The organism is Streptomyces sp. NPDC036815 (assembly GCF_055609205.1).
Map to the genome: position 1 here is coordinate 1 of NZ_JBVJPW010000018.1, position 23,915 is coordinate 23,915.

Sequence of the window (23,915 nt, forward strand, 5' to 3'; positions counted from 1 at the left end):
CGCCTCCTGCAGACCGTGGTGGCCGTCGCCGCCGAGAAGAACTCCACCCTCGTCCTGCCCTTCCCCGTCGAACTCCTCCGCTTCCTGGAACGGGCGTCAGAGCGTCAGGGCGAAGCGGGTCCCCGGCACGCCGCTCAGCCGCACGTCACCGACCAGCACGAAGCCGACGCGGGTGAGCACGGCCCGTGAGCCCGGGTTGTCGTGCGTCGTCGCGGCGCGCAGCGAGGTCAGCCCGTACGCGGTGACGGCGAGGTGGCAGACCTGCCGGACGGCCCAGGTGGCGAGCCCCTGGCCCGCCGCCTTCTCCGCGATCCGGTAACCGAGCTCCGCGCAGCCGTCCGCCAGGTCGAGCAGGTTGACCCTCCCGACGACCTCTCCCCCGTCGCCGACCAGCACGTGGAAGCGGCAGACGCCCGCGGCCTGCTCGTCGAGGAGTGCGCGGTGGCGCGCGTCGAAGTCGCGGAAGTAGGCGTCGCCGCGGTCGGGGACCGTCACGGCGAAGTAGGCACGGTTCGCCTCCTCGAAGGAGAGCAGCGCGGCCGCGTGATCGGGGCGAAGAAGCTGGAGCTCGGGACGGGGCGCGGGGAGGGATGCGCGAGATCCTGGTGCGGAGATGGGAGCACCCTACGAACTCCGTCGGCGGGGAGCGACGAGTTATCGGCAGCACCGACGGCACGGGACGCGCCTCGTCAGTCGGTGCCCGGTGGCCGCACATGCTCGTACAGCGCCACCAGCACGCCGTGCACCGGCTGTTCACCCTCGTCCTCCTCGGCCTCGTCGACCAACCGGGCGAGGGTTTCCGCCAGTTCACGTGCCTTGTCGGGGCTCAGCCGCACATGGCGCAGGGACAGGGCCGTCTGCGGTGAGCGCGCCAACTCCTGGGCCACGGCGCCGAGCATCGCGGCGGTCCCCTCGGCCCGGGGTTCTGCGACGTCCATGCGCCGGGCCGCCCGCTGGTAGTACTGCTCCGTGCCGCCCCTGACCTTGCGGGTCTCGGCGACGTGCACGAGCCCGGCGGTGCGCAGGACCTTCAGGTGGTGGGCCACGTTGCCCTTGCCCGTGGCCAGGGTCGCCGCCAACTGGCTGATGGTGGCGGGGCGATGGCCGAGCGTGAAGAGCAGACGCTGCCGCAGGGGGTGGGCCAGCGCGGCGTGCTGCTCGGGTGACTCGATCTCGAGGACCACATCGGGCGGGGACTGCTGGTGCTGCTCGGACATGCGTCAAGTGTCCAATGTTCTTGACGCTTTGGGAAGAGGGCTGGTCTACTCCCCTGCCATGACAACCGCCTCGCCCGCCGTGCCCCCTGCCCCGTCCGCCGGAACCCCTGCCGCAGAGCAGCTCGGGGTTGTCCCCGTCGTCGAGGAGACCGCCCGACTCCTCCTGGAGCACTACGTGTTCCCCGAGACCGCCGAACAGATCGCCGCGCTGCTGCGACGCCGGCTGGCCGAGGGTGCGTACGACGTCACCGCCCCCGCCGAGCTGGCCCTGCTGGTCACGGCCGACCTGCAGTCCCTCAACGGCGACCCGCACCTGCGCCTCAAGCACCACGCCGAGCCGGTCCCCGCGGAGCAGGGTGCCGCTGTCCTGGCGACGATGCGCGCCAAGTTCGACTCCTCGCTGGGCGGCGTGCCGCGGGTGGAGCTGCTGGCGGGCAAGCGGGTCGCTCTGCTCGAACTGGCTCCGGCCCTGTTCCCGCTGGCCTGGGCCGCCGAGCCGCTCGGCGCCGCGCTCACCCTGGTCGCGAAGGCCGACGCCCTCATCATCGATCTGCGCGGGAACACCGGCGGAGACCCGGACACGGTCGCCTTCGTGTGCGGCCATCTGCTGGACGAGCGCACCCATCTCAACACGATGCACTGGCGCAGCGGGGAGCGCGTCGAACAGTCCTGGAGTTCCGCGCACGTTCCGGGCCCGCGCTTCGGCGGCAGCAAGCCGCTCTACCTACTCACCAGCGGGCGCACCTTCTCGGCGGCCGAGGAACTCGGCTACGACCTGCAGCAGTTGGGGCGGGCCGTCGTCGTCGGGGAGGCGACCCGCGGCGGGGCGCATCCGTGCGACGGCTGGACCGTGCATCCGCATCTGGAGGTCACGGTCCCGGTGGGCCGGGCCGTCAATCCCGTATCGGGGGCCAACTGGGAAGGTACGGGCGTGCGCCCGGACGTCCCCTGCGCCGAAGCCGACGCACTCGACCGGGCGTACGCCCTGGCGGTGGACCGGCTCGCCGGTTGAGTCGTCCGGGGCCCGCGACGGCCGGTTCGGCGGGCACTCCCGCCGAACCGGCCACGCTCGGCGACGCGCTACGAGGCGTCGCGCACCGTCCCGGTGACCACCGGGCCCGGCTGCGGCTCCCAGCGCTCGTCGTACACGGAGAGCCGGGCCTTCAAGGACTCGTCCGGTTCGCGCACCGTGTCCTTGACGGTGGGCACGCGTACCTCCGTGCTCTTCTCACCAGCGGCCACGGTGAGGAACAGGCCCTCCTCCTTGACCATCTGCGACAGCGGCCGCTCCGGGCGCGGCGAGACGCCGAACTTCTCCTTCACCCAGCGCGGGTCCACATCCAGCGTGGACAACTCCTTGCCGCCGTCGACCGGCTGGAAGACGAAGCTCGCCATCACGTCCACGTCCACCGGCTCGGACAGTGACATCCGCCAGATCAGCGGCTTGCCCTCGGTGACCCGGTCCTTGACGGGTTCGAGGGTGACCTTCGGCATGGGGTCATCGTTCCGCGCCGTCACCCCGCCTCGGTGGGAGCCGATCACCGCGCCCCGCACCGCCTTGACCAGCGCGTCGTATGCGACGTCGTGGCCGTAGCGGGTGTTGCCGCGCACCTCGAACGGGATGTCGACGCGGTCCCCCGGGCGTACCGTCACCGTCCGGTGCTCGGTCTCGCCCGCGACCGGGTCGAGCGCGAACACCCGTATCTTCCCGCTGCCCTTGCCCGAGACGGACACCGGCACGCGGTAGGTGCGCACTCCGGAGTCGCCCTCCTCGACGGTCAGGCGGCCGACGTCGACGCGCGGCAGCTCGGCCGGCTTCACCGCGGGCGTGCCCGGGCGCCAGCCCCAGGCGTCCATCAGCCACGCCTTGCCGGAGGCGGTGCGCGGGGTGAGTTCGAGGGTCTTCACGTGCTTGAGGTCCAGCTTGTCGCGGACCGGCGCCGAGAGCGGCACCCGCACCTCACGCCCCCAGTAGGAAGAGGTCCGGTCGCTGCCCGGCAGCCCGTCGACCCTGAGCCGGCCGAGCGCGGCCCGCTTGCCCGAGGCGTCGACGAGGGACACGTCGAAGCGGGTCCCGGTGGTGTTGGGCGGCACGATCACGCGCAGCGCGACCTGCTTGGCGCCCGCGAGGGAGACCGGGCGTGCGGGGCTCACCCGCACCGGCGAGCCCGGCCGCGACCAGCGCATGGCCACGGCGTCCCGGCCCGGCTCGGGGGCGACCTCCCAGCGGGCGAAGTGCGGTGACGACCCGGCCGTCCGGGGCGAGAGGCAGCCGCGCGCCGGATTCCCGGGCACCTGGTCGCACAGCCGGGCGCCCTTGACCTTGGTCCTGGAGTCCGGCAGCAGGGCCTGCGTGCGGTGTGCGCCGACGGCGTGGGTCAGCACCCGGGCGGGACCCGCCGAGGGGGCACGCCGGTCGGAGCCGTCGAGAAGGGGGCGCACCCGGTCGTCGCCCGCGACGAACAGCCGGGCCGCCGCGGCTATGTAGGTGGCTCCCGCGGTCTGCTGCTGGGGAGCGGTCAGCCGCGTCCTGGTGCCCTTCGAGCAGACCGGGTCGTTCGGCCCGTCGGAGAAGAAGTCGTCCTCGGCGGGCGCCGTCGACTGGCCCGGGGTCCACTCGCTGTTGAAGAAGTTGTGGTTGGCGCCGACCATGTACACCGCGCTGTGCAGGGCGGTGCCGCGGCTGACACCGCGCGTCCCGTCGACGTAGATCTCGCCCTGCAGGTCGGAGACGTCTCCGTCGCAGCCGGGCAGGATCGTCATGGAAGGTACGTCGGGGGCCGGGTTCTGTCCGAAGACGGTGGGGCCTATCAGGACGTTGCCGCGTATCTTCCAGCGGACCGGTCCGCGGTATCCGTCCTGGTCGGCGGGCGGCCGGTACAGGCTGTCGAGGGCGGCGCGGTTCACGCCTTCGCCGCCCCGCGAGTGTCCGACGAGCAGGACGCGGGACAGGTCGGCCGGCGCGACGGCGCGCACCGCGGCCGGAGCGGTGGACCGCTTGTCGGCCCACTGTGCCCAGCGGGCGAGGTGGAGCCGCACCAGTGAGGAGCGGGCCTGCGCGCCACCGTCCTCGGCAACGTCGTCCTGGCCGTTGATGCCGTTGGCGGCGATGGACACGGTGACGTACCCCTGCGAGGCGAGGAGCTTCTGGGCCCGCAGGTAACCCGCGTGGCTCGGCACCGGTTTCGTGCCTCCCGTGCAGGGCCATCCCATCCCCTGACCGTCCCCGGCGCCGTAACAGGTGTAGTGGCGGCCGTGCAGGAAGAGGGCCAGCGGCCGCTTCCCCGGCGCGTCGACGGGGCCGACCACGTTGGCCCGCATCTCCACCGGGGCGGGGAAGCCGGGCAGCCGTACCGACGTGAGCTTGTACTCGCCGGTGACGGTGCGGTAGCGGCCCGGCTTTCCGGGGTCGACCTCGTTCGCGGGCGGTGTCGCGGGCCGCACGGCCGGAGCGGACCGCGGGCCGCGCGTCTTCGCCTCGGCACCGGCCTCGTCCAGGCGGCGCCCGGCGGCAAGGACCTTCAGTTGTTTGCCGGAGCCCAGGCGCGCGCCGTGCAGCGGCAGCCGGAACGAGCGCCGGTCCTGCGCGGCCACGGGCCGGCCGAGGAGCTTGTCCCCGGAGTAGAACTCCACTCGCGCGTCCCCCATGGGGACGGGGTCGGGCGAGGCCCACACGAGTTGTTTCCCGGCGCCCTCACCCGCCAGCCGCCACCCCTGGGGCAGGCCCTTGCCGTCGTCCCCCGCCGACGCGGGTACGGGGGGTGGCGCGGGTATCGGCGGATCGGCGGTCGGCCCGGCATGCGCTGCGCCCGGCGAGACCGCCGCGAGCGCGAACACCGCCAAGGCCGTGGTCGCCACACGTGCGACACCTCTCAACGTGGTCCTCCTCGTCATCGCTCACATCGGGGCGCACGGTCGAACTCGTGCGCCCCGCCTACTTCTTCGATGACGGGAATCGATGGTCAGGAGTTGCCTCTCGGCACACGGCCGCCGCAAGAGACGGATGGGGCACAGGAGATGAAGCACCACTCACGGGAACCCCCTGTGGGCAGGGCCCGCCCTGCCTGCCAGGATGCGGTCATGCACATCTACGAAGAGCGGCTCAGCGTGCCCCGCTCCTGGTGGGGACTGGTCGCGCTGGGCGGAGCCGGACTGGGGATCGGGGCGTTCCCCTTCGGTGTGATCGTCGCGGTGACGGCGGCCGCGGTCGGTATCGCGGTCTCCGCCGCGCTCGTGCACGCCCACGGAAACGTGCGCATCCTCGTCACGCCGGGCACCCTCGTCATCGGCAAGCGCGCCATCCCCATCGAGGCGCTCGGCGCGACGGAGATCCTCGACGAGCGGGAGGCCTTCGAGTGGCGCACGGTCAGGGCGAATCCGTACGCGCTGCTGCTCCTGCGCTCCTACGTCCCGACCGCGCTCCGCATCGAGCTGCGGAACTCCTGGGGAGGCGCGCCGTATGTCTATGTGTCGACACGTCAGCCCATGAACCTGGCCGCCGTGCTGGCGTTCTCCCGCGGCTGACCGACACCACCCGGCCCCCCTCGGGGTTCGGGACGTCACCGGCCCGGGCAGCACTGAGCGCCGCGCCTTTCTGGGGGTCACCCCTGAGGCAACCCTCGTCCTCATCGACACCGAGGGCATCGACGCCGATCCACAGCGGTTTCAGCGGTTTCAGCGATGATTTCCGGTCGATGCAGATCGTCGAAGTAAGAACCAATTTTCCATTGACGCAGGTCAGAAGTTGGTTCTGCGTTATACCAATGCCGAAAGTCCACATGCTGGACAGGCTGCACGAGGCCCCCGCCACCGCTCCTGAGCTGCCCGAACGCCCGTACGGGAACCGCTCACCGGACCGCCACATCCGGAAATCGACCATCCTCATGGCATTCACTCTCCGCACAGGCAAGACTCCTCAGCGCAGTCACCAACCGCATCGATCGAAGGAGAGTTCACCATGCGTCGCACCCTCAAGGCCGTGGGAGCTGCCGCAGCCGCGGCGACCTGCGTCCTCGCCGCGACAGCAGGCACCGCGCAGGCCGAGGCCCCGAAGACGAGGAGCCTCCACGCGCCGTCCGTCCTGGTGTTCACGGTCGGCCAGGGCGAGGACGCCGACTCCGCCACGGTGGAGCGCGCCGTGACGCTCACCTGCGCGCCGCGCCCGGCCGGAAGCCACCCCGCGGCGGCGGCCGCCTGTGCCGAACTGAACAAGGTGAACGGCCAGTTCGACATGCTGGTCAGCAGCACGACCGACGCCATCTGTACCAAGGAATGGCGGCCCGTCACGGTCGCCGTCACCGGCGTCTGGAACGGCAAGCACGTCAGCTGGTCCGAGACGTTCGCGAACCAGTGTGAGATGAAGGCTGGTCTCAAGGAGGGCGCAGCTCTGTCCTTCTGACGGACCAGACCCTGAAACCACACTCAGGGGAGTCCCGGTGACCTTTCGTGGGGGAAGGCGGCCGGGACGCGGGGCGGCCCCCGGTGTCGGGCGACACCGGGGGCCGTAGTGTTTTCACCCCGCCGCACACGACGTGGCCTGAGCGCCCGGCGTCCGGCTGTCCCGGCCCCGCTCGGCGAGTCTGTCAAGGACCCGGGTGCGCAGCAGTTCGTACTCCTCGCGGCAGCGGCGGATCTTCGGGGGCCGGGCGATCGGAACGCCGTCCGTCACGGTCTCGCCCGGCAGGAACTGCCCGCGGGTGAGGTCGATCTCGAACCCCGATGCCAGGCGGTTCCACCAGTGGTATCCCGTCCGCTCACCACCTACGTGGACCTCACCGAGTATCAGCTCGCCGCCCAGCAGATCGTTCAGGACGAGCGCGGTGACGCCGCACTGGTCCCGCTCCGGGTTGTCCGCCGGCCAGGTCTCGCCGGAGCCGGGGTCGGCGGTGTCCGCGCCCCAACTGTCCCGCAGCGCCGCCTCGATGTCGGTGAGTCGCAGTGGTGTCATGCCGTTCACCCTCGCACCCGCCACTGACAATCACGGGTCGTCCCGGGGCACGGCGGACCGCACCACCCCTCGCCGCACCAGGCCGTCGATCGCCTCCTCGTCGAGGCCACCTGCCGCGAGCACCTCCCGCGTGTCCGCGCCCGCGCCCCGCACCTCGGGCCGGACCCGGGCCGGGGTACGGGCCAGGGAGACGGGCGAGGCGAGACCGCGGTAGTCGCCCTCCTCCACGACCAGGCCGCGGTGGCGCACCTGGGGTGTGCTCAGTGCCTCGGCGACGTCGTGGACGGGTGAGGCGGGGACGCCGCGGGCCGTGAGGAGCGCGGCGAGTTCGGCGCGGGGGCGCGTGGCGATGGCCTTTTCCAGGGCGGCGCGCAGTTCGTGGCGGTGGCGGACGCGGTCCGGGTTGGTGGCGAAGCGCGGGTCGTCGGCGAGCGCAGGGACGTCGAGTACGTCCGTGAGAGCGCGGAACTGCCGGTCGTTGCCGACCGCGACGAAGAGTGGTCCGTCGGCGGCGGTGAACGAGTCGTAGGGGGCGATGCTGGGGTGCGCGGAGCCGGTGCGGCGCGGCACGGTGCCGTCGGCGAGCCACGACGCCGAGTGCGGGTGGAGCAGGCTGACCGCGGTGTCCAGGAGGGTGCAGTCGACGAGTTGGCCCCTGCCGGAGCGGTGGCGTTCGTGCAGGGCGAGCAGGATGCCGGAGAAGGCGAGGATCCCGGTCACCTGGTCGACCACCGGCACCCCGACGCGCAGGGGCGCCCCGTCCGGCTCGCCGTTGACGCTCATCAGCCCGCCGTAGGCCTGCAGCACCGCGTCGTAGCCCGGCTGCCCGCCGAGCGGCCCGTCGGTGCCGAATCCGGTGACGCGGCAGTGGACGAGGGCGGGGAACCGGCGCCTCAGCTCGTCGTCGGGGTAGCCCCACTTGGCGAGCGTGCCCGCCTTGAAGTTCTCGACCAGGACGTCGGTTTCGCACAGCAGCGTGTCGAGGATGTCCCGCCCCTCGGGCAGGGAGAGGTCGACCACGACGTTCTTCTTGCCGCGGTTGAGGTTCTGGTAGTACGCGGAGGTGCCCGCCGAGACGAACGGCGGCCCCCAGCCGCGCGTCTCGTCACCGGCCGGGGGCTCCACCTTGATGACGTCCGCCCCGTGGTCGGCGAGCATCTGCGCGCAGTAGGGGCCCGCGAGTACCCGGGACAGATCGAGCACCCTGATTCCGGTGAGGGCGCCCTCGGGCGGCTGTGTCATCGGGGATCAGTGGCCTCAGTAGGGGCGGTCGCCCGCGATGGCGACGCGCTCCGCGACCCGGCGGTGCGGGGCGTAGTCGTCGACGGCGTAGTGCTGCGTGGCGCGGTTGTCCCAGAAGGCGATGTCGCCCTGCTGCCAGTGGAACCGCACCTGGTACTCCGGCACGTGGGCCTGACGTACGAGGTAGCCGAGCAGGCGGTCGCTCTCCTCGCGGTCCATGCCCACGATGTGCGTGGTGAAGGAGGTGTTGACGAAGAGCATCCGCCGCCCGGTCTCCGGGTGCGTGCGCACCACGGGGTGGGTGACCGGCGGGAAGCGGTCCTGGAGCGGGGCGAGCTTCTCGGGACCGTAGAACCGGGTGAAGCCGGGGATGAAGTCGTGCACCGCGTGCGCGTCGTCGATGCGGGCCTTGACGGTGTCGGGGAGGTTGTCATAGGCGGCCGCCATGTCCGCCCACATCGTGTCCCCGCCGAACGGCGGCACCTCGTGCAGCTGCAACACCGCGCCGAGCGCGGGGCGTTCGCGGAAGGTGACGTCCGCGTGCCAGACGTTTTCGTACGTGGGGGTGGCGCTGCCGCCCTTGTCGAAGCGGACGACGTCGTCGGCCGAGCCGCGCGCGAGCAGCGGGTTGGTCTCCAGTTCGCCCCAGTTGAGGGCGAAGGCGCGCTGTTGCTCGGAGGTGATGCGGGCGCCGCGGAAGAAGAGGACCTTCCACTCCAGGAGGGCGCGGTTGAGCTCGTCGCGCAGGGCGGGCGTCAGCGGGCGCGCGAGGTCGACGCCGCGGATCTCGGCGCCGATGACGCGGCCCTGCGGCACGATGTCGAAGAGCTCGTAGGGGTGCTCCTGCCAGCCCTCGGGCAGGCGGCGCAGGGTGCGGCGGCCCTCGTACATGCCGTCGGCGGGTATGCGGGCTTCGCGCAGGGAGTGGGCAGCGGGGAACTGCGGTACGGCAGTCATGGGGTCTGATCCTTCGGAGTGCGGGAACGGGCGGGCGGAGCGGACTCCGTACAGCTAGCGGCCCGATCGCTCGCACCCGCGCCGCCAGGGGACGTCGAACGTCCGTACCGCGGCGGTCAGGTGCTGGATCATGGTCGTCATTGTGGTGTGGCGGCCGCTTCCGGTCAACCGCCCGGGGGCGGCCGCCTCTCCGCCGGCTCAGCCCCGCGGTTTGCGCAGCACTCCCCCGTACTCGTAGATCCCCTTGCTGGACGCGGTCACGCCGAGGTACGGCTCCAGGTCGGGGTCGACCGGGGCGAGCGGCGGCTGGTCGGGGTCGGGGCGCCAGTCGACGAGGTTCACCACGCCGGGCTCCACGGGCTCCAATCCCTGGAGCAGGACGTCGACTTCGGTGGGCGTGCGGGTCTGCCAGGGCACGCCGCCGCCGGTGATGTGCTCGGTCATCGCCGCACCGCGCTCGGGGTCGTCGGCGACGACCTGCGAGAAGCTCACGTGGCTGCCCGGCGCCGCGCGGTCGATGATCGTCCGCAGGATGCGGGACGGCTCGTCGGCGTCGGTGAGGTGGTGCCCCACGGAGAGGAAGAGCACGGCGACCGGCTCGTCGAAGTCGATGAGGCGCGCCACGTCGGGGTGGTCCAGGATCGCCTCCTGGTCGCGCATGTCGCCCATGATGACCGTCGTGGAGGAGTCGTCGGCGAGCAGGGCGCGGCCGTGCGCGAGGACGATCGGGTCGACGTCCACGTAGACGACGCGGGCGTCGGGGGCGAAGCGCTGGGCGACCTGGTGGACGTTGTTGTCGGTGGGCAGTCCGCAGCCCATGTCGATGAACTGGCGGATACCCGCCTCACGCGTCAGATAGCGCACCGCGCGGAAGAGGAATTCGCGATTCTGTCGGCAGATGTCGACGACCTCGGGGAACGAGGGCACGGTGGAGAGCATGAACTTCCGGTCCACCTCGTAGTTGTCCTTGCCGCCCAGCATCCAGCCGTAGCCTCGCGCGGAGGTCGGGACGTCGTAAGGAATGGACATCGCCTCGGCCTGGTTCTCACTCTCCACAGTGCGTTCTCCACCTCTCCCGTGGCATTTACGGAACGTGTTCCCGGTCGCGACACTAGCCCGTGATCCACGTCCGGGTGAACGAACTGTCGAATCTCCAACACACTTAGGGGTACGGGCGGTTGGCGACCCCTATGGGTGACGTTCCGGCCCGGGTCTCCGGTGCGGACTGTGGCGTGCCCCACCCGCTGCCCGTCCGGGCGCCCACATGGCGGATGATCGTGCCGAGAGCCATCCGCACCACTGGATCCGTACCACCCAGAGAGGACCTCCCCCATGGAAGACCGCTTCGACGTCGTCGTGCTCGGAGCAGGACCCGGCGGCTACGTAGCCGCCATCCGCGCCGCCCAGCTGGGCAAGCGGGTGGCAGTCGTCGAGGAGAAGTGCTGGGGCGGTGTCTGCCTCAACGTCGGCTGCATCCCGACCAAGGCGCTGCTGCGCAACGCCGAGCTCGCCCATCTCTTCACGCACGAGCAGAAGACGTACGGCATCAAGGTCGACGGGCAGGTGTCCTTCGACTACGGCGAGGCGTTCAGCCGCAGCCGTACGGTCGCGGACGGCCGGGTCAAGGGCGTCCACTTCCTGATGAAGAAGAACGGCATCACGGAGTTCGACGGCCGCGGCACGTTCCTGGACGCCAACACCCTGCAGGTGGCTAAGTCCGACGGCACGACCGCCACGATCGGCTTCGACCACTGCATCATCGCCACCGGCGCCACCCCCCGCCTGCTGCCCGGCACGAGCCGCAGCGAGCGCGTGGTGACGTACGAGGAGCAGATCCTCGCCGACACCCTGCCGCGCTCCATCGTCATCGCGGGCGCGGGCGCGATCGGCATCGAGTTCGCGTACGTCCTGCACAACTACGGCGTGAAGGTCACGATCGTCGAGTTCCTCGACCGGGTCGCGCCGCTGGAGGACGCGGACGTCTCCAAGGAGCTGGCCAAGCAGTACCGCAAGCTCGGCATCGACGTGCTGACCTCCACGCGCGTGGAGTCGATCGACGAGTCGGGCGAGCAGGTCAGGGTCACCGTCACCGGCAAGGACGGCAAGCAGCAGATCCTGGAGGCCGACAAGGTCCTGCAGGCCATCGGCTTCGCCCCGAACGTCGGCGGCTTCGGCCTGGAGGCGACGGGCGTGGCGCTCACCGAGCGCGGCGCGATCGACGTCGACGGTCGCTGCCGCACGAACGTCCCGCACATCTACGCCATCGGCGACGTCACCGCGAAGCTGATGCTGGCGCACACCGCCGAGGCCATGGGCGTCGTGGCGGCGGAGACGCTCGCGGACGCCGAGACGATGGAACTCGACTACCCGATGATCCCGCGCGCGACCTACTCGCAGCCGCAGATCGCCAGCTTCGGCTGGACCGAGGCGCAGGCCAGGGAGAAGGGCTTCGACGTCAAGGTCGCGAAGTTCCCCTTCCAGGCGAACGGCAAGGCGCACGGCCTCGGCGACACCGTCGGCTTCGTGAAGATCATCAGCGACGACAAGTACGGCGAGATCATCGGCGCCCACCTGATCGGCCCGGACGTGACCGAGCTGCTGCCCGAGCTCACCCTGGCCCAGCAGTGGGACCTGACCGTCCACGAGGTGGCGCGCAACGTCCACGCGCACCCGACGCTGGGCGAGGCCGTCAAGGAAGCGGTCCACGGCCTGGCCGGCCATATGATCAACTTCTGACACCCGCCGGGCGCCCCGCCACGGTCCCGGGCCACCTCGCGCCCGGTGGCCCGAGTGGCGGGAGCGCCCGGTCCGGCCGGTCCTGACCGGAACAGGACTGCTGTGTTCCTGCACAGCCACGGCGCGAAGGACTCGCAGCGCTCGACGAGGAAGCTCCCCTCGCCGCTGCTGGAGGTGACCTTCGGCGCCATCGCCTTCGAGCGCTCCCGCGGCGGGAAGCCGCCGACGCCGCCCCTGCGGGCCGCGCCTCCTACGCCCTCCCGTCCCACCTCCGGACTTGCATCCAGAGCGAAAGTGTGGACACGACTTCGCCCCCCATTCGCATTCTTTGCTCACAACTCGAACGAGAATGCAAGTGAAATCGATAAAGCCCACGAAAGTCGTAGCCTAGGAAAAGCCGGGAAAAGTCAAGTCCGTCGGCGACTTCGATAAGGGCCCCTCAATCGAGGCATCTACCAGCCACTATTGGGTGTTAGGGTTTCCTCTCGTCCCGGGCCGGGCCGTCCTTTCACGCTTCTTCACAGCGGTTCGCCATGGCCCCTCACACCGAAATGGCAGCGGCTCTTCCATGCCTGCTTCCCATTCCGGTGATACGTGTCCAAGCCTCGTTCTGGAGTTCTTTCATGTCTGCTGACAGCACAGCTGTCACCACCCCCGCGCCGGTGGACGCCTCCGGTGCCCCGACCGGCGGCCGACACCTCGGCCTGGCCCTCTTCGTGATCGCGGCGGCCCAGCTGATGGTGGTGCTCGACGGCACGATCACCAACATCGCCCTGCCCAGCATCCAGACCGCCCTCGACGTCTCGGACGCCAACCTGGCCTGGATCGTCAACTCCTACGCGCTGGCCTTCGGCGGCCTTCTGCTGCTCGGCGGCCGGGCGGGAGACCTCTTCGGCAGGCGGCGGATGTTCCAGGTGGGCATCGCCCTGTTCACCCTGGCCTCTCTGCTCGGCGGCCTCGCCCCCAACGAGGGCCTGCTCATCGGCGCCCGCATCCTGCAGGGTGTCGGCGCGGCGATCGCGGCGCCCAGCGCCCTCTCCCTGATCGCCACGACCTTCCCCGAGGGCAAGCCGCGCAACAAGGCGATGGGCGTCTACGCCGCGATGGCCGGCATCGGCGCCACCGTCGGCCTGCTCCTCGGCGGTGTCCTCACCGACGCCCTCGACTGGCGGTGGGTGTTCTTCGTGAACATCCCCATCGGCCTGGCCGTACTCGCCGGTACCAGGACGCTCGTCGAGGCCGAACGCCACCGCGGCCGCCTCGACCTGCCCGGCACCATCACCGGCACCGGTGGCCTCATAGCCCTCGTCTACGGGATCACCCGCGGTGGCGAGCACGGCTGGACCGACAGCCTGACCCTGTCCTGCTTCGCCGTCGCCGTCGTCCTGCTCAGCGCCTTCCTGATCGTCCAGAGCCGCACCGCGGACCCGATGATGCCGCTGCGGCTCTTCAAGGACCGCAACCGCTCGGGGTCGTACGCCACGATGCTGTTCATCGGCGCCGGCATGATGGCCACCTTCTACTTCCTCACGCTCTACATGCAGTTGATCCTGGGCTACAGCGCGGTCAAGACCGGCTTCGCCAACCTGCCGTTCAGCCTCGGCATGGGTGTCGCGGCCGCGCTCAGCGCCAAGCTGGTCACCCGTCTCGCGCCCAGGGCCATCGCCGGTCCCGGTCTGCTGGTGGCGGCCGTGGGCATGTTCTGGTTCGCCACGCTCACCCCCGACTCGTCCTACGCCGGGCACCTGATGCCGGCGATGTTCGTGACCGCGCTCGGCCTCGGTATGGGCTTCGTGCCGATGACGCTGGGCGCGGTCAGCGGCGTCGACGACCAGGAGACGGGCATCGCGTCCGCGCTCCTGAACACCGCCCAGCAGATCGGCGGCGCCCTCGGCCTCGCCGTGCTGGCCACCGTCTCCACGTCGGCGGCCAACGACCGGCTCCCCGACGCGGCCGCCTCGTTCTACCGGGGCCTGGCCACCGAGGACCACGGCCTGGTGGCCAAGGCGGCCGAGGCGCTGACCCACGGCTACACCCTGGCCTTCGTCGGTGCGGGCATCATGTTCCTGGCCGGCCTCGCCGTCACCGCGCTCGCCATCACCGCCGGGAAGCAGGAGAGCACCGAAGGCGCGGCCCCCGTACACATCGGCTGACCCCGCCGCCGGGAAGAGTTCGGCGCCGTCCGTCGATAGGATTTGTGGTGTCAGTCCCTTACGCCGCCCTGTCCCGGAACTTTCCTCCCGAGGGCTGTCGAGAACGCGCAGTCCGCTCCGACGTCCCCTGTGAAAGTCGCCCACGAGGGGTGACGGCGCAGCTGAGGAGCGAAGCCATGAAGTATCTGGTGATGGTCCAGGGATCGCAGGCCGACTACGAGGCGATGACGGGCAAGCCCTCCGCGGGCCGCCCGGCCTGGAGCGAGAAGGAACTGCAGGCGATGTTCGCCTACATGGGCGAGATCACCAACGACCTCGCCGAGTCCGGTGAGCTCGTCGACGCGCAAGGCCTCACCGAGCCCGCGCAGACCCGGTTCGTCAGCGCGGACAAGGACGGCAGGCCCGTGATCACCGACGGCCCCTACGGCGAGACGAAGGAGGTGCTCGCCGGGTACTGGCTGGTCGACTGCGAGAGCCTGGAACGAGTCACAGAGATCGCCCGACGCGTCACCCGGTGCCCCGGACCCGAGGGGCTCGTCGAACCGCCCGTCGTGATCCGTCCCGTCCAGGACTCCTCGGCAGGCGAATGTTGAGACGTACGACCGAGGTCGAGGACCTGCTGCGGCTGCACGCCCCGCAGGTCCTCGGCGCGCTCGTACGCCGGTACGGACACTTCGGCGCCGCCGAGGACGCCGTACAGGAGGCGCTGCTCGCCGCGGCCCGGCAGTGGCCGGAACAGGGCCTGCCCGACAATCCGCGGGGCTGGCTGATCAAGGTCGCCTCGCGCCGTCTGACGGACCAGCTGCGCGCCGACGAGGCACGGCGGCGGCGCGAGCAGGACGCCGCGCTGCTCACACCCAGGGACGCCTTCACCGCTCCCCCACCCGGTGAGAGCCGCGCCCCGGCCGACGACGACACCCTCACCCTGCTGTTCCTGTGCTGCCACCCGGAGCTGACCGCGGCCGCGCAGGTCGCCCTGACGCTGCGCGCCGTCGGCGGCCTCACCACGGCGGAGATCGCCCGCGCGCATCTGGTGCCGGAGGCGACCATGGCCCAGCGCATCAGCAGGGCCAAGGGGAAGATCAGGGGCACGCCGTTCCGGCAGCCCGGCCCCGAGGACCGCGACGCGCGGCTCGCCGCCGTCCTCCAGGCGCTCTACCTGATCTTCAACGAGGGATACACGGCCACGGCCGGCGACGCGCTGCACCGCGCGGACCTCGCCCGGGAGGCGATCCGCCTGACACGCTCCGTGCGCCGCCTGCTCCCCCACGAGGCGGCGGTGACCGGCCTGTTGGCGCTGATGCTGCTCACGGAGGCGCGCTCGGCCGCGCGGACCGGGCCGCACGGCGAGCTGATCCCGCTCGACGAGCAGGACCGCGGCCGCTGGGACCGAAGGGCGATCGCCGAGGGAACGGCCCTGGTCGAGGAGGCGCTCTCCCAAGGCCCGCCGGGGGTCTACCCGTTGCAGGCGGCGATCGCGGCCCTGCACGACGAGGCCCCGAGCGCGGAGGCCACCGACTGGCCCCAGATCCTCGCCCTGTACGACCACCTCGTGCGCCGCACCCCCGAACCCATGGCCGCGCTCGGCCGGGTCGTCGCCTGTGCGATGGTGTACGGGCCACAGGCCGGGCTCGACCAACTGGTCGCGCTGGAGCGGCACCTGACGGGCCATTACCGGCTGGCGGCCGTGCGGGCCCATCTGCTGGAGAGGGCGGGCGACACCGAAGGCGCCCGCGCCGCCTACCGGTTGGCGGCCCAGGGCACCCTCAGCCGCCCCGAGGCCCGCTACCTGCGGACCCGCGCCGCCAGGCTGTCCTCCTGAGCGGATCAAAGCCGCACCTTGGAGGGTTGCAAGGAAACCCTAGGATTGACTTGGGTTTTCACCGTGCACCAAGATCGCTTCCAGTGCGGGCGGCAGCCCGGCGACGGGCGTCGGCCCGGGGGCCACGGCTCCCGGAGAGCGGCCCGGTGACGCGGCAGGAAAGGTGACGTGTGGAAGCGCTCGAAATGGTGGCTGTCGGAGCCGCCGGTGTCGCGGCCGGCGGACTCAACGCGGTGGTCGGGTCGGGCACCCTCATCACCTTCCCCACCCTGCTGGCCTTCGGCTTCCCGCCGGTGCTCGCCAACGTGTCCAACAACCTCGGTCTGGTGCCGGGCACCCTGAGTGCCGCGTACGGCTACCGCCGGGAGATGAAGGGGCAGTTCAGGCGGCTGGTCCGGTTCGGCACGGCCTCCCTCATCGGCGGGCTGACCGGCGCCCTACTCCTGCTGCGGCTGCCCGCCGACGCCTTCCAGGCGGTGGTCCCCGTCCTCATCCTGACCGCGTGCCTGCTCGTCCTGCTGCAGCCCCGACTCGCCCGCAGGCTTATGGGACGCGAGAACGGCGGGAAGAAGGACGGCGGTATACCGATGTGGTGCGGGGTGCTCGCCACGGGCATCTACGGCGGCTACTTCGGCGCCGCCCAAGGGGTGCTGCTCATGGGCCTGTTCGGCGCCTTCCTCCTGGACGACCTGCAGCGCCTGAACGCCGCGAAGAACGTGCTCGCCTCCCTCGTGAACGGCGTCGCCGCGATCCTCTTCATCGTCGTTTCGGACATCGACTGGACGGCGGCCGGGCTGATCGCCCTCGGTTCGACGGTGGGCGGCCTGGTGGGCGCGCGCTTCGGCCGGAAGCTGCCGCCGGTGGCGATGCGGGCGTTCATCGTCGTGGTGGGGGTCACGGCCTCAGTGATCATGCTCGTGCGCTGAACCGCGCAGCGTCGGACTCCTCCAGGCCAGCCTCCGTCAAGACCGGTACCGGCCGCCCCAGTCGAGGCGCAGTACGGCCAGGTCGTCGGAGTGCCGTCCGGCGTTCAGGGCGTTCGTCTCCTTGATGAGGAGGTCGAGGTGGGCGGCCGGGTCCGTCGGCGGCAGGCTGTCCATCAGGGCGAGCAGATTCTCCACCCCGAGCCGATCGCCCCGCGTTCCGTTGTGCCCTTCGGTGAGGCCGTCGGTGTAGACGGTCAGCGCTCCCTCGGGCGGCAGGGAGACGACGGTGGAGGGCCAGCCGCGCAGGCCGGGAGCGATGCCCAGGGCGATGCCGTGCGCGACGGTCAGCTGCTCGGTCGCCCCGGCCGTGGTGAGGAGGGGTTCGTGGTGTCCGGCGAGGTGCAGGGTGACCGTACCCGCGTGCTGGTCGAGGGTGAGGAGTGTGCAGGTGGCGAAGAGCGGGTGGCTGCCGCGCTCGGCGATCAGGATGCGCTCCATCAGGTGCAGGAGGTCGTCGCCGCGGTGCCCGCCGAGTATGAGGGACCGCCAGGCGATGCGCAGGCAGACCCCCAGTGCGGCGGCGTCGGGGCCGTGACCGCTGACGTCTCCGACGACGGCGTGCAGCAGCCCGTCGTCCCCCTCGACCACGTCGAGGAAGTCCCCGCCGAGCAGGGTCATGGCGGCGCCGGGCAGGTAGCGCGTGGTCACCCGCACCGTGGAGGTGTCGAGCATCGGCTGGGGCAGGAGGCCGCGTTCCAGGCGGGCGTTCTCCTCGGCCCGGAGCGCGGCGGCCTGTGCTTCGGCGTTGGCGCGTTCGGTCTTGCTCCGGTAGACGGCGTAGCGCACCGTCCGGCGCAGCAGGTCCGCCTCGACCTTGCCCTTGACGAGGTAGTCCTGGGCCCCCGCGGCCATCGCTTCAGCGCCGGCCCGGGCCTCCGACATGCCGGTCAGGACGATCACCGCGGTGTGGGGGGCCGTGCCGCGGACGGAGACGAGCGCGTCTATGCCCGAGACGTCCGGCAGGTGCAGGTCGAGGAGGATGCAGTCGACGGGCCCCGTGGCCAGTGCGGTGCGGGCCTCGGTCAGCGTGGTGCGCGTGGTCAGCTCGAAGCGCAGTCCCGTGTCGTGGAGGAGCTCCTCGACCAGCAGGGCGTCGCCCTCGTCGTCCTCGATGAGGAGGATGCGGAACAACGGCTCCTCGACGGCCATGGGCGGGCCCGCCATGGTGGCTGCGCTCATCGTGCCTGCTCCAGGTCGGAGCGGCTGGCCTCCGGCAGCTCGAAGAGGCCCGGAGCCTCCGCCGGTTCGGGTGCCAGGGTGAAGACGATGCGCGCCCCGCCGCGGTGGTCCGCGTCGATGGAGATGGTGCCGCCGTGGAACTCGACGATCTTCTTGCACATCGCGAGGCCGATGCCGCTGCCGCTGTAGGCGTCCTTGGTGTGCAGCCGCTGGAAGATCACGAAGACCTTCTCGGCGTACTCCGGTTCGATGCCGATGCCGTTGTCGGTGACGGTGAAGGCCCACAGCTCGCCCTCGCGGGCCGCCGTGACGTGGATGCGCGGCGCGGTGCCGGGGCGGCGGAACTTGACCGCGTTGCCGATGAGGTTCTGCCAGAGCATGCCCATCTGCGTGGGGTCGGCGACCAGGGTCGGGAGCGGGTCGTGGGTGATCTCGGCCCCCGACTCCTCGATGCCGACGCTCAGTGCGGACAGGGTCTGCCCGAAGACCTGCTCCAGGTCGACTCTCTGGTGGGCGTTGTGCATCCGTCCGACCCGGGAAAAGTCGAGCAGGTCGTTGATGAGGATCTGCATGCGGTTCGCGCCGTCGACGGCGAAGTCGATGTACTGGTCGGCCCGCGCGTCGAGCTGTCCGCCGTAGCGGCGCTGGAGCAGTTGGGTGAAGCTGGAGACCTTGCGCAGCGGTTCCTGCAGGTCGTGCGAGGCCACGTAGGCGAACTGCTCCAGCTCGGCGTTGGAGCGCTGGAGGTCGGCTGTCTGCGCGTCCAGGCGCTGGCGAGCCTCCTCCGAGAAGGCCAGTTCCCGCACCAGCCGCCTGCGCATGAAGTCGATCTCGCTGCTCAGCCGCCGCAGGTCGGCGGGTCCCGTCGGGGTGATGGGATGCTCGAAGTCGCCGCCGGCGATGAGCCGGGCGTCGGTGCCGAGCTGCTCCAGCGGCCGGTTGATGCCTCGCCGCAGCCCCTCGAAGACCAGTGCCGCGAGGACGAGGATGAGTACCGCGATGCTGGTGAACACCCAGTTCCGCAGGGACAGTGTGGCCATCAGGTCGTCTCTGGCCCGCAGGCGGTCCGCGCGCAGATGCTTCTGCTGGCTGCTCACCGCCGCCCGTACGGCGTCGAAGGTCTTCTTGCCCTCCGCCGCCCGTTCGGTGGCCAGGTCCGAGGCGGCGCCGGACGGCTCGGCGGCGATCGGGCGGGCGATCCTCCGCTGCCACGTCGCCACGGCCGCCTCGACGGCCTTCAGGTCAGCCGTCCTGGCCGAGTCGCCCTCTATCAGGTCGGAGAGGCGCCTGCTCTCCGCCCGCTGCCGGGCGAGCCCCTGCTCGTAGGGGGTGATGAACTCCGAGGAGCCGGTGAGCCCGTAGCCGCGGATCCCCGTCTCCTGGTTGAGCAGGGCCGACTCCAAGCGGATCGAGGTGGTCACCGCGGGGGACCGCACGTCCACGAGGTCGTCGCTGATCGTCTGGCTCCTGCCGAGGACCCACGCGCCGGCCGCCCCGAGCAGGGCCAGCACCGCCAAGGACGCCGCCACGCCTACCCGAAGCCAGCGCCGGGTCGTCCACGCGGAAAGCCCACGCGCGGTCGTCGGTCTTTCCTCGCCGGTCATCGTTGTGGACTCCTCCATCGTTCGGCCGCTCCCGATCGCGGCCAGGACACTCTAGAGGCCGACAACCGTTGTTGTCGCGACCGCACTTGGCACCTAGGGTGCGGGGTATGCCAGGCAACGACTTCGTACTGCGGACCGGTCCGCGGGAGACGGCCGCCATCGTGGAGGCGGCCGTCGACGATGTTGCGCGGCAACTTGTACACCATCTGCTGGACGGGCCGCCGGACCCGGCGTCGGACGACCCGGCGCGAGCTCTGGCACTGCTCCACCTGTTGGACCAGGCGCGGCGGGCCACGGAGCGGCTCCAGCGCGAGGCGGCCGCGACCGCCGCTCGCGCGGGCGCGGCCTATCCGCAGATCGGTGCCGCCTGCGGCATGACGCGTCAGGGTGCCCGGCGCCGCTGGCCGGGGCTTTTCCAGTACTCCACCGAACGACCGAACTCCAACGAACGACCAACGGAGCATCCGATGATGACCACCCCCGCCCGTCCCTTCGACGTTCTGCTCGTCGAGGACGACATCGCCGATGCCATGCTGATCCAGGAGGCACTCTGCGAGCGGGGGGCCCGCAACCTGGTCCAGGTCCCCGACGGAGTCGCCGCCCTCGAACACCTGCGGGACCCGGGCAACCCGCGGCCGGACCTCATCGTCCTGGATCTGAACATGCCCCGTATGAACGGTCGCGACCTGCTGAAGGTCCTCAAGACCGATGAGAATCTGTGCGCCATCCCCGTCGTGGTCCTCACCACGTCCGCCGCCCCGGACGACGTGACGGGCGCCTACAGCAGCCACGCCAACGCGTACGTGACCAAGCCCGTCAATCTCGAGGAATTCGAGCAGGCCGTCCAGAGCATCGACGCCTTCTACCTCGACACCGCCACTCGGCTTCGCCCTTGATCCCGCCCACCCGGGGTTAGACGGCTCACATCCGGGGGCCCTTCACCTGGGCACCCCGCCCCATGGTTTACTATTGAACATGTTGTGGTCCCGACCGAGATTCCCCCGTCCGGTCGGGGCCACACTCCATTCATGAGGGCGTCTTCCCCTGTTTTCACGCCTTCGAGGGCGAATATGCCAACCGCACCGCGCCACACACGCCCGGGCGGCATCATGCGTCCATGGACGGTGCCAAGCCTGTGCAGGTCTTGTTCACGCCCGACGAGTACGCCGCGATCCTGCGCCACGCGGATCAGCTCGGGATGCCGTTAGCCGAGTTCATCCGCCGCGCCGTGACCGTCAGGACCGAGGAACGGCCCGGCCCGTGCCAGTCGTCCGACAGCCGGCGCGGAGCGGCCGTCCCGCCGGTCAAGCGCGGCCTCGGCCCGGACGGGGCCCCCGCGCTCCAGCGGTTCCTCGACACCATCGCGGCCTCAGCGGAGTCGGACGACGGACGCCGCCGGTGAGGTCCCGGGGGCTCAGCTGAGAACGATCTCCGGCTCATAGAGGTCGAGCCAGAGCGCCAGGTCGAGCGTCCGCTCCAGGTCACGCCGGGAGGCCTGGGTGATCTGCGGAGCCTCGCGCTCGGCGGCCCGCTCCGCCCGTTCCCGGTCCACCAGCGCGAAGACCGGGTGGTCCGGCCGGGCGAGCAGGTCTTTGACGTGCTTCTGGAGAGCGACCGCGTACTGAGGGTCCTGCGTCGAGGGGTACGGGCTCTTCACCCGGTCGTAGACCGACCGCGGCAGTACGTCGGCCGTCGCCTCGCGCAGCAGGCTCTTCTCCCTGCCGTCGAAGGACTTCAGCGACCAGGGCGCGTTGTACACGTACTCCACGAGACGGTGGTCGCAGAAGGGCACGCGCACCTCGAGGCCGACGGCCATGCTGGCGCGGTCCTTGCGGTCGAGCAGGATGCGCACGAACCGGGTCAGGTGCAGGTAGCAGATCGTCCGCATCCGGAACTCGAAGTCGCTCTCGCCGTCCAGGCGCTGGATGTCGGCGACGGCCCGCCGGTAGCTGTCCTCGACGTAGCGGGGCAGGTCGAGCGCTTCTTTCAGCTCGGGGCGCAGGACCCCGGAGTCGTCGCCGAAGTGGTCGGCGAACTTCACCAGCCAGGGGAAGGTGTCGGCCGAGCGCGCCGCCTCGTCGAAGAACTGCAGGTAGCCGCCGAAGACCTCGTCCGCGGACTCCCCGGAGAGCGCGACCGTGGAGTGCTCGCGGATGGCGCGGAACAGCAGGTAGAGGGAGGCGTCCATGTCGCCGAACCCCATGGGGATGTCCCGGGCGCGGATCATCTTGGCGCGCACGTCGGGGTCGGCGAGGGCGTACGAGTCCAGGACGATGTCGCGGTGCTCGGTGCCCGCCGACTTCGCCACGTCGTGCACGTACGGGGTGTCGGGCGTGCCGCGCAGTTCGTCGGCGACGAAGTTGTCCGCCTGGCCGACGAAGTCGACGGCGAAGCTGCGCACCGTCTCGCCCGCCTCCGCCAGTTGCCGCGCCGCCAGCGCCGTCATCGCCGAGGAGTCGAGGCCGCCGGAGAGCAGCGTGCAGCGCGGCACGTCCGAGACGAGCTGGCGGCGCACGATGTCCTCCAGGAGCTCCCGCACCTTCGCCACGGACGCGTCGCGGTCGTCGGTGTGCGGCCGCGTCCGCAGGGTCCAGTAGACCTGGCGGCGCAGGCCCGAGCGGTCGACCGTCACGACGGTGCCGGGCTCGACCTCGCGCATGCCGTCCCACACGGCGTGACCGGGCGTCTTGACGGTGGCGAACAGCTCCCGCAGCCCGTCCAGGGTGACGCGGCGGCGGGCCAGCGGGTTGGCGAGGATCGCCTTGGGCTCGGAGCCGAACAGGACGCCGTCGGAGGTCTCGTAGCAGTAGAAGGGCTTGATGCCCATGCGGTCGCGGATCATGACGAGCCTGTCGTCACGGGCGTCCCAGATCGCGAAGGCGTACATGCCGTTCAGCCGCTCGGCGAGGGCCTCGCCCCATTCGAGGTAGCCGCGCAGCACGACTTCGGTGTCCGACTCGGTGGTGAAACGGTGGCCGCGGGCGGCCAGTTCGCGGCGGAGCTCGGTGTAGTTGTACGTCTCTCCGGAGTAGACCAGGGCGACGGTGCCGGTCGGCGTCTCGACGGTCATGGGCTGCCGCCCGCCGGGCAGGTCGATGATCGCCAGCCGTCGGTGCCCGAGGGCGGCGGGACCGCCGGTCCAGGTGCCGCGGTCGTCGGGGCCGCGGCAGGACATCGTCTCCGTCATGGCGTCCAGAGTGGTGGACTCGGCCGTCAGATCACGGTCGAAGGAGACCCAGCCGGTGATGCCGCACATGCGTTTTCCTTCCGCTCGCCGCACTAGATGTATCTAGCACCTACCTGTGCAGCGTGCTCCCGCGAACGCATGCGGTCAACGCCCTCCGCGGCGCGGAGCACGCGTCGACCCCGGCGGTTTCAGCCGCTCTTTGCCAAGACCGGCAGACGGGCCACGACCGGGGCCAGCCCCACCCCTTCGGCCGACGACGGGATGGCATGCCTCACGGAAGGAAGCATTCCGGCCACGGGCAAAGACTTGTCAACGATCCCCCGGGCCCTGCTCCCCGGCGGCGCGCAGCAGCGCTTCCGCGTCCGCACGCGCCTGATCGAGGGCGCCGGGGAAGATGTTCAGGCCGTGCGCCACCAGGCCGCCCTCGTGCAGCAGCATCAGCGTCCGGCCCAGCCGGGCCGCCCCGCTCGGCGCGATCTCCTCGGCGAGGCCGGTGAAGAGGGCGAGCATCCAGGCCTTCTGGCCGGTGATGACCGCGTACGCGGGGTGGGCGGGGTCGCTGATCTCGGCGTGCGCGTTGACCATCCCGCACCCCTTGGCGAGCCGCCCCCGCGCCCAGTCGCGCGCCGCGTCGAAGACCGCGAGGACCTGGCCGGACGGCGTGGCCCCGGCCGCCACGTACGGGGCGAGGAACACCCGCCAGCGCTCGTCCCGGTCGGCGAGGTACTCGACGACGATCTGCTCCTTGGAGCCGAACCGGTCGTAGAGGGTCTTCTTCGTGACCCCGGCCTCGGCGGCGATCAGATCCACGCCGACGGCATGGATGCCCCGCCCGTAGAAGAGCCGCCCAGCGGCGTCGAGGGCCCGTCGCGCTCCCGGAGTCAT

At 71.0% G+C, this 23,915-nt stretch carries 20 protein-coding genes and 2 pseudogenes; 11 read left to right on the forward strand and 11 right to left on the reverse strand.

Going from position 1 to position 23,915, the window contains the following annotated elements:
• A pseudogene (locus ACZ69I_RS28985) lies at positions 1-189 on the forward strand (slipin family protein); the annotation flags it as partial.
• 27 nt (positions 190-216) lie between these two features.
• On the opposite strand, the pseudogene ACZ69I_RS28990 reads toward ACZ69I_RS28985, so the two are convergent.
• Together ACZ69I_RS28990 and ACZ69I_RS28995 are read right to left on the reverse strand one after the other, a co-directional pair.
• A pseudogene (locus ACZ69I_RS28990) lies at positions 217-615 on the reverse strand (GNAT family N-acetyltransferase); the annotation flags it as partial.
• A gap of 74 nt (positions 616-689) precedes the next feature.
• A complete protein-coding gene (locus tag ACZ69I_RS28995; protein WP_467681110.1) occupies positions 690-1,217 on the reverse strand; it encodes an ArsR/SmtB family transcription factor in 528 nt (175 codons plus the stop codon).
• A gap of 58 nt (positions 1,218-1,275) precedes the next feature.
• On the opposite strand from ACZ69I_RS28995, the gene ACZ69I_RS29000 reads away from it, so the two are divergent.
• Entirely contained in the window at positions 1,276-2,229 is a 954-nt protein-coding gene (locus ACZ69I_RS29000) for a S41 family peptidase (RefSeq protein ID WP_467681112.1), read from the forward strand.
• A gap of 68 nt (positions 2,230-2,297) precedes the next feature.
• On the opposite strand, the gene ACZ69I_RS29005 is transcribed toward ACZ69I_RS29000, so the two are convergent.
• Positions 2,298-5,111, reverse strand: coding sequence for an alpha/beta hydrolase (locus tag ACZ69I_RS29005; RefSeq protein ID WP_470835563.1), 2,814 nt, complete (start codon positions 5,109-5,111; stop codon positions 2,298-2,300).
• A gap of 186 nt (positions 5,112-5,297) precedes the next feature.
• On the opposite strand from ACZ69I_RS29005, the gene ACZ69I_RS29010 reads away from it, so the two are divergent.
• Entirely contained in the window at positions 5,298-5,741 is a 444-nt protein-coding gene (locus ACZ69I_RS29010) for a DUF3093 family protein (protein WP_467681116.1), read from the forward strand.
• A 433-nt stretch (positions 5,742-6,174) separates the two neighbouring features.
• Positions 6,175-6,615, forward strand: a complete 441-nt coding sequence (locus ACZ69I_RS29015) for a subtilase-type protease inhibitor (RefSeq protein WP_467681118.1) — start codon at positions 6,175-6,177, stop codon at positions 6,613-6,615.
• Positions 6,616-6,729: 114 nt separating this feature from the next.
• Here ACZ69I_RS29015 and ACZ69I_RS29020 read toward each other — a convergent pair whose 3' ends face one another.
• The 4 genes from ACZ69I_RS29020 to ACZ69I_RS29035 form a co-directional block, all read right to left on the reverse strand.
• Positions 6,730-7,164, reverse strand: a complete 435-nt coding sequence (locus ACZ69I_RS29020; RefSeq protein WP_470835565.1) for a YunG family protein — start codon at positions 7,162-7,164, stop codon at positions 6,730-6,732.
• Positions 7,165-7,194: 30 nt separating this feature from the next.
• On the reverse strand, positions 7,195-8,406 hold the full coding sequence (locus tag ACZ69I_RS29025; RefSeq protein WP_467681122.1) for a CaiB/BaiF CoA transferase family protein: 1,212 nt from the start codon (positions 8,404-8,406) through the stop codon (positions 7,195-7,197).
• A gap of 15 nt (positions 8,407-8,421) precedes the next feature.
• Positions 8,422-9,297, reverse strand: coding sequence for a TauD/TfdA dioxygenase family protein (locus ACZ69I_RS29030; RefSeq protein ID WP_467681402.1), 876 nt, complete (start codon positions 9,295-9,297; stop codon positions 8,422-8,424).
• 264 nt (positions 9,298-9,561) lie between these two features.
• On the reverse strand, positions 9,562-10,419 hold the full coding sequence (locus ACZ69I_RS29035; protein ID WP_470835567.1) for an SAM-dependent methyltransferase: 858 nt from the start codon (positions 10,417-10,419) through the stop codon (positions 9,562-9,564).
• Between the two features lie 276 nt (positions 10,420-10,695).
• Here ACZ69I_RS29035 and lpdA point away from each other — a divergent pair, with 276 nt between their 5' ends.
• The 5 genes from lpdA (at position 10,696) to ACZ69I_RS29060 (ending at position 17,000) form a co-directional block, all read left to right on the forward strand.
• A complete protein-coding gene (gene lpdA / locus ACZ69I_RS29040) occupies positions 10,696-12,099 on the forward strand; it encodes a dihydrolipoyl dehydrogenase (RefSeq protein WP_470835568.1) in 1,404 nt (467 codons plus the stop codon).
• Positions 12,100-12,722: 623 nt separating this feature from the next.
• Positions 12,723-14,252, forward strand: a complete 1,530-nt coding sequence (locus ACZ69I_RS29045) for an MFS transporter (RefSeq protein WP_470835569.1) — start codon at positions 12,723-12,725, stop codon at positions 14,250-14,252.
• A gap of 176 nt (positions 14,253-14,428) precedes the next feature.
• A complete protein-coding gene (locus ACZ69I_RS29050) occupies positions 14,429-14,845 on the forward strand; it encodes a YciI family protein (RefSeq protein ID WP_467681130.1) in 417 nt (138 codons plus the stop codon).
• Entirely contained in the window at positions 14,839-16,074 is a 1,236-nt protein-coding gene (locus ACZ69I_RS29055) for an RNA polymerase sigma factor (RefSeq protein WP_470835570.1), read from the forward strand. The genes ACZ69I_RS29050 and ACZ69I_RS29055 overlap by 7 nt, the downstream gene beginning before the upstream one ends.
• Positions 16,075-16,244: 170 nt before the next feature.
• A complete protein-coding gene (locus tag ACZ69I_RS29060; RefSeq protein WP_470835571.1) occupies positions 16,245-17,000 on the forward strand; it encodes a sulfite exporter TauE/SafE family protein in 756 nt (251 codons plus the stop codon).
• 36 nt (positions 17,001-17,036) lie between these two features.
• On the opposite strand, the gene ACZ69I_RS29065 is transcribed toward ACZ69I_RS29060, so the two are convergent.
• Complete coding sequence (locus tag ACZ69I_RS29065) at positions 17,037-18,239, reverse strand: SpoIIE family protein phosphatase (protein ID WP_467681136.1); 1,203 nt, start codon at positions 18,237-18,239, stop codon at positions 17,037-17,039.
• Positions 18,236-19,843, reverse strand: a complete 1,608-nt coding sequence (locus ACZ69I_RS29070; protein WP_467681138.1) for a sensor histidine kinase — start codon at positions 19,841-19,843, stop codon at positions 18,236-18,238. Before ACZ69I_RS29070 ends, ACZ69I_RS29065 begins: the two co-directional genes overlap by 4 nt.
• 107 nt (positions 19,844-19,950) lie before the next feature.
• Here ACZ69I_RS29070 and ACZ69I_RS29075 point away from each other — a divergent pair, with 107 nt between their 5' ends.
• Together ACZ69I_RS29075 and ACZ69I_RS29080 are read left to right on the forward strand one after the other, a co-directional pair.
• The gene (locus tag ACZ69I_RS29075) at positions 19,951-20,739 is read left to right on the forward strand and encodes a response regulator (RefSeq protein ID WP_467681140.1); all 789 of its coding nucleotides are present in this window, start codon (positions 19,951-19,953) and stop codon (positions 20,737-20,739) included.
• Between the two features lie 221 nt (positions 20,740-20,960).
• Positions 20,961-21,245, forward strand: coding sequence for a plasmid mobilization protein (locus ACZ69I_RS29080; RefSeq protein ID WP_467681142.1), 285 nt, complete (start codon positions 20,961-20,963; stop codon positions 21,243-21,245).
• Positions 21,246-21,257: 12 nt separating this feature from the next.
• Here ACZ69I_RS29080 and asnB read toward each other — a convergent pair whose 3' ends face one another.
• On the reverse strand, positions 21,258-23,099 hold the full coding sequence (gene asnB, locus ACZ69I_RS29085) for an asparagine synthase (glutamine-hydrolyzing) (protein ID WP_470835573.1): 1,842 nt from the start codon (positions 23,097-23,099) through the stop codon (positions 21,258-21,260).
• A gap of 240 nt (positions 23,100-23,339) precedes the next feature.
• Positions 23,340-23,915: a TetR/AcrR family transcriptional regulator gene (locus ACZ69I_RS29090; RefSeq protein ID WP_470835688.1), complete on the reverse strand. Its 576-nt coding sequence runs from the start codon at positions 23,913-23,915 to the stop codon at positions 23,340-23,342.

Excerpts from the sequence above, each read along its gene's own strand:
- ACZ69I_RS28995 (WP_467681110.1), bottom strand. The coding sequence starts at position 1,217 with ATGTCCGAGCAGCACCAGCAGTCCCCGCCCGATGTGGTCCTCGAGATC.
- ACZ69I_RS29000 (WP_467681112.1), top strand. The coding sequence starts at position 1,276 with ATGACAACCGCCTCGCCCGCCGTGCCCCCTGCCCCGTCCGCCGGAACC.
- ACZ69I_RS29005 (WP_470835563.1), bottom strand. The coding sequence starts at position 5,111 with ATGACGAGGAGGACCACGTTGAGAGGTGTCGCACGTGTGGCGACCACG.
- ACZ69I_RS29010 (WP_467681116.1), top strand. The coding sequence starts at position 5,298 with ATGCACATCTACGAAGAGCGGCTCAGCGTGCCCCGCTCCTGGTGGGGA.
- ACZ69I_RS29015 (WP_467681118.1), top strand. The coding sequence starts at position 6,175 with ATGCGTCGCACCCTCAAGGCCGTGGGAGCTGCCGCAGCCGCGGCGACC.
- ACZ69I_RS29020 (WP_470835565.1), bottom strand. The coding sequence starts at position 7,164 with ATGACACCACTGCGACTCACCGACATCGAGGCGGCGCTGCGGGACAGT.
- ACZ69I_RS29025 (WP_467681122.1), bottom strand. The coding sequence starts at position 8,406 with ATGACACAGCCGCCCGAGGGCGCCCTCACCGGAATCAGGGTGCTCGAT.
- ACZ69I_RS29030 (WP_467681402.1), bottom strand. The coding sequence starts at position 9,297 with ATGTACGAGGGCCGCCGCACCCTGCGCCGCCTGCCCGAGGGCTGGCAG.
- lpdA (WP_470835568.1), top strand. The coding sequence starts at position 10,696 with ATGGAAGACCGCTTCGACGTCGTCGTGCTCGGAGCAGGACCCGGCGGC.
- ACZ69I_RS29045 (WP_470835569.1), top strand. The coding sequence starts at position 12,723 with ATGTCTGCTGACAGCACAGCTGTCACCACCCCCGCGCCGGTGGACGCC.
- ACZ69I_RS29050 (WP_467681130.1), top strand. The coding sequence starts at position 14,429 with ATGAAGTATCTGGTGATGGTCCAGGGATCGCAGGCCGACTACGAGGCG.
- ACZ69I_RS29055 (WP_470835570.1), top strand. The coding sequence starts at position 14,839 with ATGTTGAGACGTACGACCGAGGTCGAGGACCTGCTGCGGCTGCACGCC.
- ACZ69I_RS29065 (WP_467681136.1), bottom strand. The coding sequence starts at position 18,239 with ATGAGCGCAGCCACCATGGCGGGCCCGCCCATGGCCGTCGAGGAGCCG.
- ACZ69I_RS29070 (WP_467681138.1), bottom strand. The coding sequence starts at position 19,843 with ATGACCGGCGAGGAAAGACCGACGACCGCGCGTGGGCTTTCCGCGTGG.
- ACZ69I_RS29075 (WP_467681140.1), top strand. The coding sequence starts at position 19,951 with ATGCCAGGCAACGACTTCGTACTGCGGACCGGTCCGCGGGAGACGGCC.
- ACZ69I_RS29080 (WP_467681142.1), top strand. The coding sequence starts at position 20,961 with ATGGACGGTGCCAAGCCTGTGCAGGTCTTGTTCACGCCCGACGAGTAC.
- asnB (WP_470835573.1), bottom strand. The coding sequence starts at position 23,099 with ATGTGCGGCATCACCGGCTGGGTCTCCTTCGACCGTGATCTGACGGCC.
- ACZ69I_RS29090 (WP_470835688.1), bottom strand. The coding sequence starts at position 23,915 with ATGACTCCGGGAGCGCGACGGGCCCTCGACGCCGCTGGGCGGCTCTTC.